This window comes from Aliirhizobium wenxiniae, assembly GCF_014201355.1.
GTDB lineage: Bacteria > Pseudomonadota > Alphaproteobacteria > Rhizobiales > Rhizobiaceae > Neorhizobium > Neorhizobium wenxiniae.
On record NZ_JACHEG010000006.1, the window covers coordinates 189,721 to 203,359 of the forward strand.

Annotated in this window: 19 protein-coding genes; 11 read left to right on the top strand and 8 right to left on the bottom strand. The window is 55.2% G+C overall.

Annotated features, from left to right (window positions below; all coding sequences use genetic code 11):
- Positions 1 to 10 precede the first annotated feature (10 nt).
- Positions 11 to 661, bottom strand: coding sequence for a hypothetical protein (locus HNQ72_RS22255; protein ID WP_183995398.1), 651 nt, complete (start codon positions 659 to 661; stop codon positions 11 to 13).
- A gap of 358 nt (positions 662 to 1,019) precedes the next feature.
- Here HNQ72_RS22255 and HNQ72_RS22260 point away from each other — a divergent pair, with 358 nt between their 5' ends.
- Both HNQ72_RS22260 and HNQ72_RS22265 read left to right on the top strand, forming a co-directional pair.
- Positions 1,020 to 1,283, top strand: a complete 264-nt coding sequence (locus HNQ72_RS22260; RefSeq protein WP_183995400.1) for a hypothetical protein — start codon at positions 1,020 to 1,022, stop codon at positions 1,281 to 1,283.
- Positions 1,284 to 1,286: 3 nt separating this feature from the next.
- Positions 1,287 to 1,634, top strand: coding sequence for a hypothetical protein (locus HNQ72_RS22265; protein ID WP_183995402.1), 348 nt, complete (start codon positions 1,287 to 1,289; stop codon positions 1,632 to 1,634).
- A gap of 38 nt (positions 1,635 to 1,672) precedes the next feature.
- On the opposite strand, the gene HNQ72_RS22270 is transcribed toward HNQ72_RS22265, so the two are convergent.
- Both HNQ72_RS22270 and ligD read right to left on the bottom strand, forming a co-directional pair.
- Complete coding sequence (locus HNQ72_RS22270; protein ID WP_183995404.1) at positions 1,673 to 1,912, bottom strand: hypothetical protein; 240 nt, start codon at positions 1,910 to 1,912, stop codon at positions 1,673 to 1,675.
- A 97-nt stretch (positions 1,913 to 2,009) separates the two neighbouring features.
- Positions 2,010 to 4,682: a DNA ligase D gene (ligD, locus tag HNQ72_RS22275; protein WP_183995406.1), complete on the bottom strand. Its 2,673-nt coding sequence runs from the start codon at positions 4,680 to 4,682 to the stop codon at positions 2,010 to 2,012.
- A 146-nt stretch (positions 4,683 to 4,828) separates the two neighbouring features.
- Between ligD and HNQ72_RS22280 the strand changes: the two genes are divergently transcribed.
- From HNQ72_RS22280 to HNQ72_RS22290, 3 genes are all read left to right on the top strand, one after another.
- Entirely contained in the window at positions 4,829 to 5,038 is a 210-nt protein-coding gene (locus HNQ72_RS22280; protein WP_183995408.1) for a cold-shock protein, read from the top strand.
- Positions 5,039 to 5,515: 477 nt separating this feature from the next.
- A complete protein-coding gene (locus HNQ72_RS22285) occupies positions 5,516 to 5,713 on the top strand; it encodes a hypothetical protein (protein WP_183995409.1) in 198 nt (65 codons plus the stop codon).
- Between the two features lies 1 nt (position 5,714).
- The gene (locus tag HNQ72_RS22290) at positions 5,715 to 5,930 is read left to right on the top strand and encodes a hypothetical protein (protein ID WP_183995411.1); all 216 of its coding nucleotides are present in this window, start codon (positions 5,715 to 5,717) and stop codon (positions 5,928 to 5,930) included.
- A gap of 63 nt (positions 5,931 to 5,993) precedes the next feature.
- Here the strand turns inward: HNQ72_RS22290 and HNQ72_RS22295 are convergent, their stop codons facing one another.
- Positions 5,994 to 7,715, bottom strand: a complete 1,722-nt coding sequence (locus tag HNQ72_RS22295) for a GAF domain-containing sensor histidine kinase (protein ID WP_183995413.1) — start codon at positions 7,713 to 7,715, stop codon at positions 5,994 to 5,996.
- A 209-nt stretch (positions 7,716 to 7,924) separates the two neighbouring features.
- Between HNQ72_RS22295 and HNQ72_RS22300 the strand changes: the two genes are divergently transcribed.
- Together HNQ72_RS22300 and HNQ72_RS22305 are read left to right on the top strand one after the other, a co-directional pair.
- A complete protein-coding gene (locus HNQ72_RS22300; RefSeq protein ID WP_183995415.1) occupies positions 7,925 to 8,437 on the top strand; it encodes a ferritin-like domain-containing protein in 513 nt (170 codons plus the stop codon).
- Positions 8,438 to 8,506: 69 nt separating this feature from the next.
- On the top strand, positions 8,507 to 9,067 hold the full coding sequence (locus HNQ72_RS22305) for a hypothetical protein (RefSeq protein WP_183995417.1): 561 nt from the start codon (positions 8,507 to 8,509) through the stop codon (positions 9,065 to 9,067).
- 33 nt (positions 9,068 to 9,100) lie between these two features.
- Here the strand turns inward: HNQ72_RS22305 and HNQ72_RS22310 are convergent, their stop codons facing one another.
- Positions 9,101 to 9,370, bottom strand: coding sequence for a hypothetical protein (locus tag HNQ72_RS22310; protein WP_183995419.1), 270 nt, complete (start codon positions 9,368 to 9,370; stop codon positions 9,101 to 9,103).
- Positions 9,371 to 9,593: 223 nt separating this feature from the next.
- On the opposite strand from HNQ72_RS22310, the gene HNQ72_RS30415 reads away from it, so the two are divergent.
- A complete protein-coding gene (locus tag HNQ72_RS30415) occupies positions 9,594 to 9,812 on the top strand; it encodes a hypothetical protein (RefSeq protein ID WP_210319683.1) in 219 nt (72 codons plus the stop codon).
- A gap of 40 nt (positions 9,813 to 9,852) precedes the next feature.
- On the opposite strand, the gene HNQ72_RS22315 is transcribed toward HNQ72_RS30415, so the two are convergent.
- Together HNQ72_RS22315 and HNQ72_RS22325 are read right to left on the bottom strand one after the other, a co-directional pair.
- Positions 9,853 to 10,023 carry a hypothetical protein gene (locus HNQ72_RS22315; RefSeq protein WP_183995421.1) on the bottom strand — a complete coding sequence of 57 codons (171 nt, stop codon included), beginning with the start codon at positions 10,021 to 10,023 and terminating at the stop codon, positions 9,853 to 9,855.
- Between the two features lie 923 nt (positions 10,024 to 10,946).
- The gene (locus HNQ72_RS22325; RefSeq protein WP_183995423.1) at positions 10,947 to 11,336 is read right to left on the bottom strand and encodes a response regulator; all 390 of its coding nucleotides are present in this window, start codon (positions 11,334 to 11,336) and stop codon (positions 10,947 to 10,949) included.
- Positions 11,337 to 11,549: 213 nt separating this feature from the next.
- On the opposite strand from HNQ72_RS22325, the gene HNQ72_RS22330 reads away from it, so the two are divergent.
- From HNQ72_RS22330 to HNQ72_RS22340, 3 genes are read left to right on the top strand one after another with little or no spacing between them, the layout of a single operon-like run.
- Entirely contained in the window at positions 11,550 to 11,816 is a 267-nt protein-coding gene (locus HNQ72_RS22330; protein ID WP_183995425.1) for a hypothetical protein, read from the top strand.
- Positions 11,817 to 11,832: 16 nt separating this feature from the next.
- Positions 11,833 to 12,609, top strand: a complete 777-nt coding sequence (xth, locus tag HNQ72_RS22335) for an exodeoxyribonuclease III (protein ID WP_183995680.1) — start codon at positions 11,833 to 11,835, stop codon at positions 12,607 to 12,609.
- A gap of 9 nt (positions 12,610 to 12,618) precedes the next feature.
- A complete protein-coding gene (locus HNQ72_RS22340; protein ID WP_183995427.1) occupies positions 12,619 to 13,167 on the top strand; it encodes a GXWXG domain-containing protein in 549 nt (182 codons plus the stop codon).
- Here the strand turns inward: HNQ72_RS22340 and HNQ72_RS22345 are convergent.
- On the bottom strand, positions 13,151 to 13,363 hold the full coding sequence (locus HNQ72_RS22345; protein WP_183995429.1) for a hypervirulence associated TUDOR domain-containing protein: 213 nt from the start codon (positions 13,361 to 13,363) through the stop codon (positions 13,151 to 13,153). The two genes, HNQ72_RS22340 and HNQ72_RS22345, sit on opposite strands and share 17 nt — an antisense overlap.
- Positions 13,364 to 13,639: the final 276 nt, after the last annotated feature.

Genomic DNA, 13,639 nt, shown 5'->3' on the forward strand with positions numbered 1-13,639 from the left:
GCCGCGCCACTCATAAGATCTTCGGGAAAAGCGGCGTTACATTGGCGGTCCCTACGGTAGCGGTCAGCGGCGCCGTTCCAGCATTGGTCCGCTCTAGGGCATGCAAAATCTTGGCCAACCCTTCAGCCTGATGGTAGTAGTCGGGCTTGTCGGGCAGCGTCAGATCGAATTCGTTGCAGACCCTCGCAATCAAATCCATCGCCCGCGCGGCAAGCCGCGCATAACCTTCAACGCGGCGCTCGAAGAAGCTATCATGGTCCTTGCGAGCAAGATCTAGGCTTTCAAGGGCGTTCTCATGATTTCTGACCCGGTTTGAGAACCACAAAATCTCCTCGCCGAGGTCATCTCCGAGCGATCGCCACTCCACATCCTTGGGAAGGTTAAGGACAGGCTCTGGCAGATGAAACGCGAACTCAACCTGGTCCGCAGGGTTGAATTCGGGCTTGTCGTGGACGGCCGCATAGCAGGCTCCGACATAATCATCTAGCGCCAGGACAGTCAGCATCGCGAGGTTGCGAGCATTGCTCTTCTTATCTCTGGGGCGGAAGAGACCTGGAATTTTGGACATGGATCCACCTGCAGCTCCAAGAGCAAAACTACCGGCACCGATAAGCGCCCCCAATGTCATGAAGCCTTGCGTCGTACTGAAGAAATCAACCACCGAAAACCTCGTTTGCTTAGCGATCAGGGCAACGACTCAGAGATGTGCGACCGGAGTCGTTAATCCAATGACAGTGTGACCTGATGGCGAAAGAACGCAACGGCCACAGCTCTCACCAATCGAAATCCACAGATCGATAGGATTTTGTTGTCAGCTAGATGTGGCTTCGTAGGCGAGCGTTCAAGTCACGGCCTTTTTCAGCGATTGAATACAGTCGGGGCGTCGCAACAAGAGGGATGTCAGCGCGTTGTGACGTCAGCAGACCGGGAGATCAGTATGTTTGGCTACGCGGCCTGGGCGATGCCTGCGTAGCTGCTGCCCGGTACACGGACGCTACCACTTATTCTTGGAGACTATCATGACCACATCGGGCGCTTTTGACGTCACCCAGCTCAATTCGCTTAGAGACGCGCACCTTGACTGGTGTGCGGCCAATTCCGTCGATCCAAAGAGCGAACTGGGTGGAGAAGCGGCTACCTACCTCCTGCAAGCGTTCAACGCAGGCTCTCGTAGCGCTGACCAGATGATCGCAGCGCTTGATCAATTTATCGAAGAACGCGCCAATCGCGTTCAGCTCGGTTCATCCGTCATACCGTCGACAAGTGATCGGCTCCCAGGCTAGGTGATGGCAGATCCCAAACCCTCGATCTCACCCCATGTCACTCCCGACGGTCGCTATTTCGTCGTCCGCGGCAGGCTTTGGCGTGCAACCAATCCAAATCTCTCCGACGATGAGCGCGAACGGCTGGTGAAGGATTTGATGACCGCTCGCCGCGCGGTGAAGTCCGCGAAGGGGGACGCTGAATACCTCCGAAAGGCGAGATCAGACGTCGATGTCGCTAAAGTGCTTCTTGGAGAACGCGGTCCAGTCTGGTGGACTGACGGATCACCAGACTTCAATAGAAAGATGGTCAAGAACACGCCATACCGGGGTTGGTATAAGGCGATTTCGAAGGATGAACCGCCTCCTTGAATGTTAAACGCCTCCGACACCGCCACTTCAGCGTAAAATCAGGCTTGGCGGGATAGCGCACCAAGTCGATTGTGGACTGCAAGCTGGTAGATATGCTCCAGGACACTTCTGTCCTGTACCCGAGCGTCGGCCAATGCCAGCAAGGACGCGCGGCAAATGCGTTTTTCTGAAGCGTGCTGGCAGTTGTACGTCACATACTCATATAGCGCTGATCCCGTCAGCCCTTCCGAAATACCCGAGATCATCGTGCCATAGACAGATTTCAACTTCTTTCCCATGGACCGCCCTCCCGTGAGATGCACGATGGCAAAACGCATATGCATACGTTTGGTTCGCCAGAACCATCCTTACTACGATTCGAAGGCTGCAGCACGGTCAAGCCGCCCGCTTCATCACCTTGGCCAGTCGCTTGATTGCCTGCTCCAACGATCTCTGGCCGTCACAGTAATCCTGCCAGGCGGTGCTATCTTTCAAGAGGCCGGGCACCGTTCGGACTGTGAAGCGTTTGGGGTCGAGCCCCTTCTTCACCTGACTCCAGTTCAGCGGCATCGAGACCGTCGCCCCCGGTCGAGCACGAGGCGAGAGTGGAGCAACCGCCGTCGAGGTGCGGTCATTCCTCAAGTAATCTAGGAAGATACGGCCCTCGCGCTGCGCCTTCGACATCTTGATCAGGTAGAGATCGGGATTGTCTCGTGCCATCTGCAGGCAGACGTCGTGAGCGAAAGCCTTGCCCTCGTCCCAACTGAGCTTCTTTCCTTTAGAGACTGCAAGGGGGGTCACCACATGGAGGCCTTTGCCCCCGGTGGTCTTGCAGAAACTTACCAGGCCCAGTTCTTCAAGCCTGTCACGGATTTCGCGGGCTCCCTCGATCACGGTATCGAAATCGACATCTGGACCAGGGTCCAAGTCGAACACCAGACGACCGGGGACTTCCGGCTGATCGGGCTCGCAATTCCATGGATGGAGTTCCGCTCCACCGATCTGAGCGACGGCTGCCAATCCCTCGACGCGGTCAATCTGCAGGTAAGGCTGCTTGTCACCCCTCACCTTGACCTGTTCGACAAGATTCGATGTGCCTTGCATGGCATGCCGCTGGAAGAACTGCTCGCCGCCGAGGCCGTCGGGAGTGCGAATAATTGAACAAGGTCGACCTTTGATGTGGTTGATTAGCCAAGACCCTACTGCCTCGTAATACTCGGCGAGATCGACCTTGGTGACGGGTTCGTCATCGAGTGCATCCGGCCACAGCTCTTTGTCGGGACTGGATATCAGGACTCCCATAACGTCGACCTTTGCGCCCTTCCGAAGACGGGACGGGGATTTCTTGGCCTGCGATGGTTTGGAGGCCGCCTCCGGCTCTGGCGTCTCAACTTCATTTGGTTCAGCTGGTTTTTCAGCCTCGACCTCTTTGGCAGGCTTATCTTCCCGCAGGCCTTTGAATGATGCCTGCCGCACTTGCCCGTCAGCTGTCCAGCCAGCAAATTCGATTTCCGCGACCAGCTCGGGCTTCAGCCAAACGATGTCCGGCGACTTTTTCGGGGCACCGATCCCAGTGAAAGGCGACTTCGCTGCTTCCAACTTCTGAAGCTTCGGCAATATCTGATCGACCACTTTCGCGCCGAACCCGGTCCCGACCCGGCCTACATGGACGAAATGGTTGCCTCGATAGACACCGACAAGCAGAGAGCGGAATGCGCCGTTGGTCGTGGCATATGCCCCGATAACCACCTCGTGGCCCGCTCGGCATTTCGACTTCGCCCAAGTGTCTGTGCGGCCTGATCGATACGGAGCGTCTGCTTTCTTGGAAACGATCCCTTCGAGAGACAGGCGGCATGCCGACTTCAAAACCGCGTCCCCGCCCGTCTCGAAGTGCTCGACGAAACGTAGGAGCGGATCGTCACCCCCCTCCGACAGCATTGCCGCCAACCGCTCTTTCCGATCAGCGAGAGGGTGATCGCGAAGATCCTCGTCGCCATCGTACAGGAAATCGAAGGCGAAATAGACCAGATCATCGGTCTTTCCTTCTGAAATCGCGGCCTGAAGCGCTGCGAAATCCGGCGCCCCGTTTTCATCGAGAGCACAAATCTCGCCATCGATGATCGAATTCGGCAAGGCGGAAGCGGCTTCAGCGATTGCCGAGAATTTTGAGGTCCAGTCTAGCCCCTTGCGGGTCTTGAGCGTCGATTTGCCGTCCTCGACCCTGGCCTGAACACGATAACCGTCGAACTTGATCTCGTGGATCCATCCCTTGGCACCAGGTGGACGGGCCAGCGTCTCGCACAGCTGTGGAGCTATAAAGTCCGGCAACGTCGTTCTCGGTGGGGCCTTCGCCTTTTTCGTTGGCTTGGCTTTTGACTTGGTACCTGCCTTCCGCTCTTCGGCCGCCAACCCTTCGCTGCTGTCCCAGACAGCGTCGGCTTCGACAGTCGCCCCCTCTGTCATGAAGGGTTTGGGCTTGCGGCCCTTCCCTGCAGCAATAGCCTCCATGGTCCTGCCGGACGCGACGGAGGTGTCATTTTCTTCGAGCACTGCCGCACCGTCCTCTTCGACGGAATAGTCGTCCCGATGCTTTATCAACAGCCAGTTCGTCCGTTTCTCTCCTTCGCGTCCACGCATTCGGACCAGCACGAAGCTGCCGTGGAGTCGTTGACCCTCCAGCGTGAATTTGAAGTCACCTTTCGCCAGCGCCTGCTCCGGGCTCTTATTGCCTTCCGGTTCCCAATACCCTCGGTCCCAGAGCATGACTGTTCCACCGCCATACTCACCTTTGGGAATCGTGCCTTCGAAGTCGCCGTAGTCGAGCGGGTGATCTTCGACCTCGACCGCTAGCCTCTTATCGCCTGGATCAAGTGACGGTCCCTTCGTTACGGCCCAGGATTTGAAGACGCCATCCATCTCTATGCGCAGATCATAGTGAAGCCGACTGGCGTCATGTTTCTGAATGACAAAACGGCGGCGATTTGACTGCTTCACCACAAGCTCGCCGCTCGGCTCAGACGTCTTCTTGAAATCGCGTTTCGCTCGATATTTTTTGAGGTTGTCAGCCATAACGGTTCTCGATCTCGATCGAGACTCGGAATGCATGAAAAGCCGCGATTGTTCCTACAGGATTGGGACCGCCGCGAAATTTGCCCTTGTCTCCGAACGCCGGATGACTAGATTTCGCTCGTTTTTGAAACCTTCAGGGACTTCCAATGGCTACAGGCACAGTAAAATGGTTCAACACGGAAAAGGGGTATGGCTTCATCCAGCCCGATAACGGCTCGCCGGATGTCTTCGTCCACATCTCGGCCGTTCAGCGTGCTGGGCTCCAGGGTCTCAGCGACGGTCAGAAAGTGAGCTTTGAGCCTACCCAGGATCGTCGCTCGGGTAAGACCGCAGCGGAAGACCTTCAAGCTCTGTAAAAAAGACTTGGCCGCACCCGTTGCGGCCAATTTTCTTGTCGGTGGTCGTGCACGGGAAGCGAGATCAGGCTGATGGCAAGTGAACCCGGCGGCACTGTCGACTAGACATGTCATCTGCTGTGGCGAGACTTGGAAATTAGCTCGCGTCGGTCGACAAATAAGTCGGCGGCGCCAGCTGCCTGCTCGGGATGCGAAATCTTTGCATCGATCTCGTCTGGAAGCGCTAATGCCTGATCGAGGTTCATGATCCCAATTGGGACAAGACCACTATCCGACTCGACTGCAACCTCTACGACTCTTTTCCGGTCCATGACTTCCTCGCACCGATCTCAATCATAGTGCGAGTAACTGCCAATACTCAGGCTTGTTCCTTCCCGAGGATGCCCACCGTCAGGGGGCGCCACGAGCGCATGTTGGGCAAATGCCGGAACGATCCTCCCTAGCGATTGTTTTACCGCTATCACGGAGGAAAAAGTGATGGGAACAACGCCTAAAGACGGTGCAGCTGGCACCACGGCTCAGACCCCGCGTTGGGAAGGACCGCAGGAAAACACTCCGCGTGGCTATTTAAAAGCAGAGGATGATCCTGACCAGACAGAAGACGCGGTCGGCGAAACGAACGCTAACCCGAAAAAGACAAATCTGTCCGATGCTTTCAAAACGAAGGATGACTGATATGGCCAACCCGGAAGATGACGCCAAGGGACAGTACGCGCCCTCTCAGGCTGATAGAAAAGCTTCAGGCGTGCACAGCGCGAAGCCGACCGTTATTACTGGATCAGAGGATGCCACGGTCCACCGCGATCCACCTGGTAAAAAAGCTGGAAAAGACTGGGATGTAAATTACGACCCGTCGGAATCGAATGAGGGGAGCTTTAGAGGTTCTCGTTAATGTTGTTCGGTGGTGGCCCACGAAGAATGCCCGGCCACCTCGCGCAGGCAGCGAATACAACCTTCAAATCGGCATTCTAAACGTGAACGCGGTTTCAGTGTCATCCGAACTCACGGAGATAATGCCGCCGTGTCCCTTAGCGATCTCGGAAGCGATGAAAAGTCCGAGGCCAAGCCCTTCCATACCAGTTGTCGCACCGCCGCGCCGAAACGGCATAAAGAGTTTGTCGATATCGGAGGAAGGGATCGGTCTGCCACCATTGCTGACTCTGACTTCGAGTTGCCCCGCGTGTATCCGGCTGTCGATGAAAATAGGTTCGTCCTCGGCACCATGGGTGATCGCGTTTGAGACCAGGTTGGAGACCATCTGCGCAAACCGGTCCGGATCAAAACTTAATTCGTGCAGTATATTTAGACTGGTCACCATCTCCCGGTCGGGATTAGCAATATTAATCTCTTCGACAACTTGGTTTAGGATGGCGGCCACGTCACCTGTGGATTTGGTGACGGTTATTCCTCCACCTAATCTCGCCCTGGCGAGATCAAGAATGTTATCGACCAGACCGGACATCCTTCCCAGGCTCGCCTTCATCAGGCCGAGAATGTGTGGGCTTCGGTCGGTCCAGCCATCTTTCAGAAGTTTGTTGGTCCCAGCATCGATAGCGGCGATCGGATTACGAAGATCGTGGCCGAGAACTGCAATGAACTGCTCACGCAGCTCCGAGAGATTGCGTTCAACATCGAGTGCCGCTCGCGTCCGATCTAGGCTGTCGCCCGCGTGAAGATGATGCCCTATGAGTTCCGCAAACAACGTGAAGGCGCCGAGTACCTCAGGGTTATTTACTTTCGCCGGGTTCGGATCGATCGCGCACAATGTCCCAAAGAATTGGCCATCAGCGAGGATGATGGGTACGGAGATGTAACCTCTGAGACCATAAATCCGAGGCGTATGGTGATCGCAATATTTCGGATCACTAGACGCATCATTGAAAACGACCGGCTGGCGATGATTTCGGATCTCGTCGCAGAGTGTGCTCTTAAGTGGCAACTCACCGCCAGGCTTCAGTCCGAAGCCAGCATGATCGAGAACTTGGCAGGCAATCCAGCGATCTTCAGTAACCCGAGCGACGGCAGCGAAACCCATACCAGTCATCCGTAGCGCTACATCAAGGATGCGGGGCACGGCAGCGATATCGGTGACACGAGCTATGTCTGCCTCGTATATACCGGACACTTCCGTCGGCCTGGCATTCAGAGCGAAGTCGGACGTGCGCTTCAGTTCCGCAATCAGTTGCATTGTATCAGCAGCCGTTGCCGCTGCGCTAGCTAGTGCTTCCAACACCTCGATCTCCCATTTACTGGGCTCGTAGGTTTGGGACCAGTACGCACCGATGGCTCCGACCGGATCATCCACCTTGATCGGGGCCATCGCCACAGCTTTAACGAAAGTCGATGCATAAAGCTCGTACGGGATGCGTTCGTCTTTAGACACATCCGCCACGACAACCGTTTGGCGGTTCAACATCGCCCAACCGCTTATACATGCCGACGCTGGAAACGTGTGCCCCTTCCACAGAGGACCGATCGCGTCCTCTTCGACGTAATGACAAAGCTCTCCTTCCAAACGGATGATGGCGATACCCTCACATCCGATCAAAGAGCGAGCAGTTGATCTTACTGTTGAGATCACATCGTCTAGGCTACGAGCACGGCTAATCCGGGCCACAGCATCAGTGAGGCTGGAGAGCGGGGTAGAATACTGACTTCTTTCGATCTCGGCCGTCATGGCTTAGGCAAATTTCCTATCTGGAAAAGCAGGGGGCACATTCGCACGAACCGTGAACACGATCTACCCTCTCCTACCGTACAATGGCGAAAGCCGGGATAGCAAAGGAACCAAAATTTCGAACCCTTGCATTTGCCGGTCACCTGCTACCGAGCCAGGAACCATGCGCAAACTAATTGGTTATCGGTCCTCCGAAGAAGGAGGTCCTAATGTCAGACAATGCTACCCGGGATATTTTCATTACCGGCCTCAAGAATGCTCACGCCATGGAAACACAAGCACTGAGCATCATGAAGCCACAGGTCAAGCGGATCGAGAATTATCCGGACGTCGCGGCGCGGTTTGAGCAGCATATCGCTGAAACCGAAGGCCAGCTCACACGAATCGAGGAAATACTATCAAGCCTCGATGAAGATCACTCCAAGCTCAAGGATATGGCGCTTTCTTTCACCGGCACGATGGCTGCGATGGGCCATACGGTCGCGGGTGACGAGATACTAAAAAATTCATTTGCGAACTTCGCGTTCGAAAACTTCGAGATCGCCGCATACAAGTCGTTGATCACAATCGCCGAAACAGGCGGCTACAATTCTGGAGCAAACAGCCTCAAACTGAATCTCGCAGAGGAAAAAGCTATGGCGGACTGGCTCGATCAAAACCTTCCGGCCGTCACGAGCCGCTTTCTCAGCCTTCGCGAGGCTGGCGATAAGGCAAAAGTTTAACGACCTCGGTCAGGAGGGGCAGAGCGCTCTTCCTGACCAACAATAGGTATCCGGGTACGAGGCTGGTGAATGGTAGACGTTGATAGAGAGAACTATCAGGACATCGTTCAAGATCTTTCTGGGATCTTGGCACAGCCCGGCACGTATGACCAAGTGGTCTGGAAGCTTGAATATCTCAGCCTTCACGGCTGGTATCACTTCTATGGACTGATAAGGAATGGCGAAAGCTCTGGGATAGGGCATCGATACGACAGCATTAGGGGTGAGGCTACAAATCTCTCACCCGACGAATGCATTTCAGTGGCACTGGCTTTCAATACGAATGCGTCCATCGTTGCCTATTCCGGCAGTAATGCCACTTCGACCGCCATCCTGGAAGATGCAGAATCCGAGGGAGCCGTGGACGTTGATGTGATTAGGGTCGCCATTGAGACACGAGAGACAGAACCCAGCGGCCGCCGAGTAATGTCCGTAACGGATACTGCGTTCATTGGCCTACCCCTCCCCAATCAGATTTCGTCGGTGAAACGCTTATGGGTAGATCGCGGTCCGTCGCTCAAGTGGTGCCGAGATAGGCGCTTTATCAGTTCGCTGCCGGTTTTCGCAAAGGATGCTGTAGGGCCGACCTGAAGGTATTCCGTTGTGTGAACCCCGAAGGACCCGTCACCGTCTATCGCGAGCAGGCACGGGGTTACCGAACAGGTCAAGCGGATCAGGTCTAGTCGAAGCCGCATCTTTCTGAGCGTCTGACAATCGACCGCCGAATGAGCGCGAACTGTTCGGCTTCCCGGCCCACAGGGCGAGTTCGACCTTTTCTCCCGCTCTTATGTCCCGGTGCGCTATGAAATAGCCGCGATGATCAGGGGCGCTATCGTGTCCTGCTTTTTCGTTCTCAAACAAGCTGACGTCGCCAAGCTTTGCCTTGTAGCGCATGAAAGGCTCCTTTTGTGCAATCACTGACGCGTCCGTTAGGCAGTAACTCAGCGATTTGCTGGCTGTTCCGCCGGATTGTGTTCGCATCCCTGGAACGGGAGCCGCGAGCCCCAAGGTGAGTTTCCATAATCCAAGCGCGAAAAGTCGGGAACGCTTTCAAATAATGCCGGTTCGATCTCTTGAGGCATGTGCCCCGAATAGAAATCCATAGGGAGTGAATATCATGGCTAATCAGGGTGGCTCGCACGAGCAGCACGTCAAGGCAGGTCAGCAGAGCGGCAAGGGCTCTAGTTCCGCCAAAGAAACCCCTGCCTCCGAGGCTGCAGCGGAAGCCGATGCAGGAACCTCGAATAAGAAATCGTCATCGTCCTCAGGCAAACAAGGCGGGTCTCACGAACAGCATGTGAATGCTGGAAAGCAGAGCCACAAGAATAGCCATTGATCATTGAAGCTAGGCTCGGATTTTCCGAGCCTTTTCCCATTCAAGGCTTCTTATCTTCACCTTTTGTCAGGCGCTTTTCGCAATCACGGGACAATCTTAGCAGCCGAAGACGTTCCGTCTTCAGTTCTCGCGCCTCGGCTTCTTTATCCAGGATCTCATAGGCTACCCGGTCCGTTTCTTCTCTCTTCGCAATTCTGTCAGCTTGCTTCATGGGGGCTCCGATTGCCGATTCAACTGACGTAGCGCGACAAGCCCATTTTCAAATGCACGACCGATGAAAAGTTTCGGACCCTATACCTGGTAGTCTTCAGCAGTCAGGCACTTGGTATCCATATTGCGGACGTGTCATCGCCGTGTGCTGTCGCCGTCCCGTCTACAACGCAGGCACCTACCCAGGCGCACACAAAAGCGTCCAAAGCATCTTCAAACGCCTTCAATTCATAGGCTCTGGAGTTGCGGCCTGGTAAAGGCAGGGCTGCGGCGACGCCTTTTATTTTGGTCTCCAGGACCATGACGATACGCTCCCAAGTTTCGAAGAGCTTCAGACGGCGGACCGTCGTCCGGCCAGTATTTGCGAGATTTCGAGTGTTTGTAAGGAAGCCTGCGCGTGGCAGCCGACAATTCGATTAACGCTGGGTGTGGATACACCTCGATAAGGCCTGGCAACCTTACCTCTGATGTAAGCAGCGGATACCCCTCCTGCTTGAAGCCAGCTGTCAGTTCGTCGCTTACCTTGCCGGGACGCAGGGCGCTCCGCGTGTGGGTACCAGAGTGCCGTGCGCCATACACAGAAGAGATCATATTATCGGATGCCCGGCGCCCGATGATCGGTGCGGTCGATAGCGGCATATCGATCGCACCGATAGTGACCGGCGCCTGAGCTATCGCGAAAGATTTCGCCAGAAGCGCGTGGGGGTCAGGAATTGAGCCGCAATGTCTGGCAGTCGGTGCGGAAGCTTCGGACAGGAATGCCTCGTATGAGGAAGCAACCTTCAGAAGCCTCCACGCCTTGGCATCGTTTAAAACCAGAGCCACACCGCTCGGCTCCTGGGAGGTCCATGCCGCATCGATACCAAGGACTGTTTTCATAAAGCTTCGCTCGATGAGATATTCGTCCCATGCAACGTAGCACCACTAGATCGCCTGGGCGACAATCCCGTTCTGAGCCGGAGCCCCAAGGCGGCTTTCAAGGAGCGCAAGTATCCGATCCAGACTGTATGGTTTAGGCATGAAACTCCAGCTCGGACTGACGCAATCACTGACGTCACGACCGGAAGCAACGATAATCTCAGTTCGAGGTGCCACGCTCGACACCATGGCGGCCAGATCGAGTCCCGTTAGAGAGCCGGGCATATCGACGTCGGTTATCATCGCGTCGAAAGTCGGGTTCCGGCCGATGGCTGAGATAGCTTCTAGGACCGTCCCGGCTTGAACAACGTGGTAGCCGTCGTCAGTTAGGGCCTCGACCAACATCAACCGGATGAGGATATCATCTTCTGCTACGAGCACGGTACGCGAGGACATGGCAGGCTCCATCGTTGTCGATCATCCAACTCGTCCACGCCCAGTTCGATCAGCCCCGACTAATGAGTATTTGCAAACATATTTAATAAAATCCGAATGAACGAGAAATTCGGCAGGTTGATAAGCGGTTCGATATGACGAATTGCATGGGCGGCGGAACGATTGGAACGGAGGTGGGTTTTTCGAGCAACGAGCAAACCCGGGATCAAGGCAATGAATCTAAGACACACGCGAGTCCAGCATGAAGGCGCCGGTAATTGGGTTGTGGACTTTATCGGAGATGACGGCGAGGCTGTCTCAGTGAAAGTTCGCGAGCACAAATTGTCGAACCAAGACGAGGTGGTCGAACAGGCGAAGCGCGTGATGATCGAGCTGACTGGCTTCGGTACCCGAGGCGGCAAGCCGCCGGTGAACCGCTATGATGCTCTGAGCAACGGTGATCTCGAAGCTGAAGTTTCATTGCCGAAAATCACACATTGATCTCGCGGGCGCAGCTGTGAAAATTGCGACGTACAATGTCAACGGCATAAACGGCCGCCTCGAAATTCTACTCCGCTGGTTGAAAGAGGACAAGCCGGACGTCGTTTGCCTTCAGGAATTGAAATCAACCTCGTTTCCAGAAAAGGAGATCGGCCTCGCGGGCTATGGAGCTGCTTGGCTCGGTCAGAAATCGTGGAATGGTGTTGCGATCCTCGTCCGAGGAGCGGAGCCGCTCGTAACGCGCAGAGGCCTTCCTGGCGATCCAGACGACCAGCAGTGTCGTTATATCGAAGCAGCAATCGACGGCATCTTGGTCGGATGTCTTTACCTTCCAAACGGCAATCCGGCTCCTGGGCCGAAGTTTGATTACAAGTTGCGCTGGTTTAAACGGCTTCATCGATATGCCGCTGAGGTCTTGGAACTGGACGTCCCTGCCCTTCTTGTTGGGGACTTCAACGTCATGCCGACTGCCCTCGACGTGTATAAGCCGGAACGTTGGAGCGATGACGCTCTCTATCGACCGGAGGTTCGAGAGGCTTATGCCGATCTGGTCAAGCAGGGCTGGACCGATGCTGTCCGCCATCTCCATCCCCAAGAGCGGATCTACACATTCTGGAAATATTGGCGAAACAGTTTCCAGCGCGATGCGGGGCTTCGTATCGACCACTTTTTGTTGTCACCGGCCGTCGAGCCCTGGCTAAGGTCGGCATCAATGCGCAGGACGCCCAGAAGTTGGCCTCATACCAGTGATCATGCCCCGGTCATGATCGAACTCGACGTGCCGCAAAATTAGGAGTCAATGATGGCCACCTCCAAGACTTCGGATACGCAGGAAAGAACCTTGGCGTGGTTTAGGACTCTTGAGCCGGTCAATGCGGCCGACATGATTGGACTTTGGAGAGGTTCGGGGTGCCCGTCCGGGCATCCACTGGACGGTGTGCTCGAAAATCTCGGATGGTTTGGAAAGAGATTCCATCCTAATTTGCGGGCCGACGCCCTTCTCTTTGAAAAAGCGCCTGGCAAGCTCATCGCTATTGAGCCCGCTTACTTCCCGACCCGGTGGGCTTTGAGTTTCTCGGGTATTGGACGCAAAGCGTTTGCGCCTCGCTTGTTCTCGCACATTACTCCCCGGCTCGGTGCCCAGGGGACCACAGCCGTGCTTCAATCGCGTATGGACGATGAACTGATAACGGCCGCTTTGGTCTACGACCGGCAGACAATTGGAGAAGTCTTCCGTCGATCGAAGGATGGCCAGGTAATCGGCAAAATGATTGTTAACGGTGATCCACGCCACTACTTTTTCGAGTTAGCGAAAGTTGAGGGCGCCACCTCTCCTATGACGTCTTCTTAAGAGCGCTCGGCTTGTGGGCGGCCTTAGCTCCGCTCTTCGAGCTTTCTACAATCATCTGAGGATCCGATTTCGAGGCCTTAACCTCGCGACCTTTAATCTTCGTCGGGGTGGTCTGCTTTTTGACGACCTTACCTTCCGTCTCACCCTGGCTGGTTTTCCAAGCTACATGGTCGCCCTTCTTCAGATCTGCGGTCATCACGTCGATCCGTTTTCGTGTTCCGACTAAACTCGGACGCTTACTCCCGGTTCCAAGGCTAAGAAATCTGGCGGCCGATGTTCGCGATCTTGAAAGTCCAACTCGAAATCATCATCTGAACATAGAGAGAACAACTTGTGGAGCTGTCATGACGACGCTTAGTAAAAAGCAGCCCTCTAGAGCATCAGTTGACATCTTGTCGGCAATCAACCGGTATCGTCACCAACGACGCTTGGGCCGGGCTTGGTCGGTCGGAGACAAGCGCATTGCCGCCTC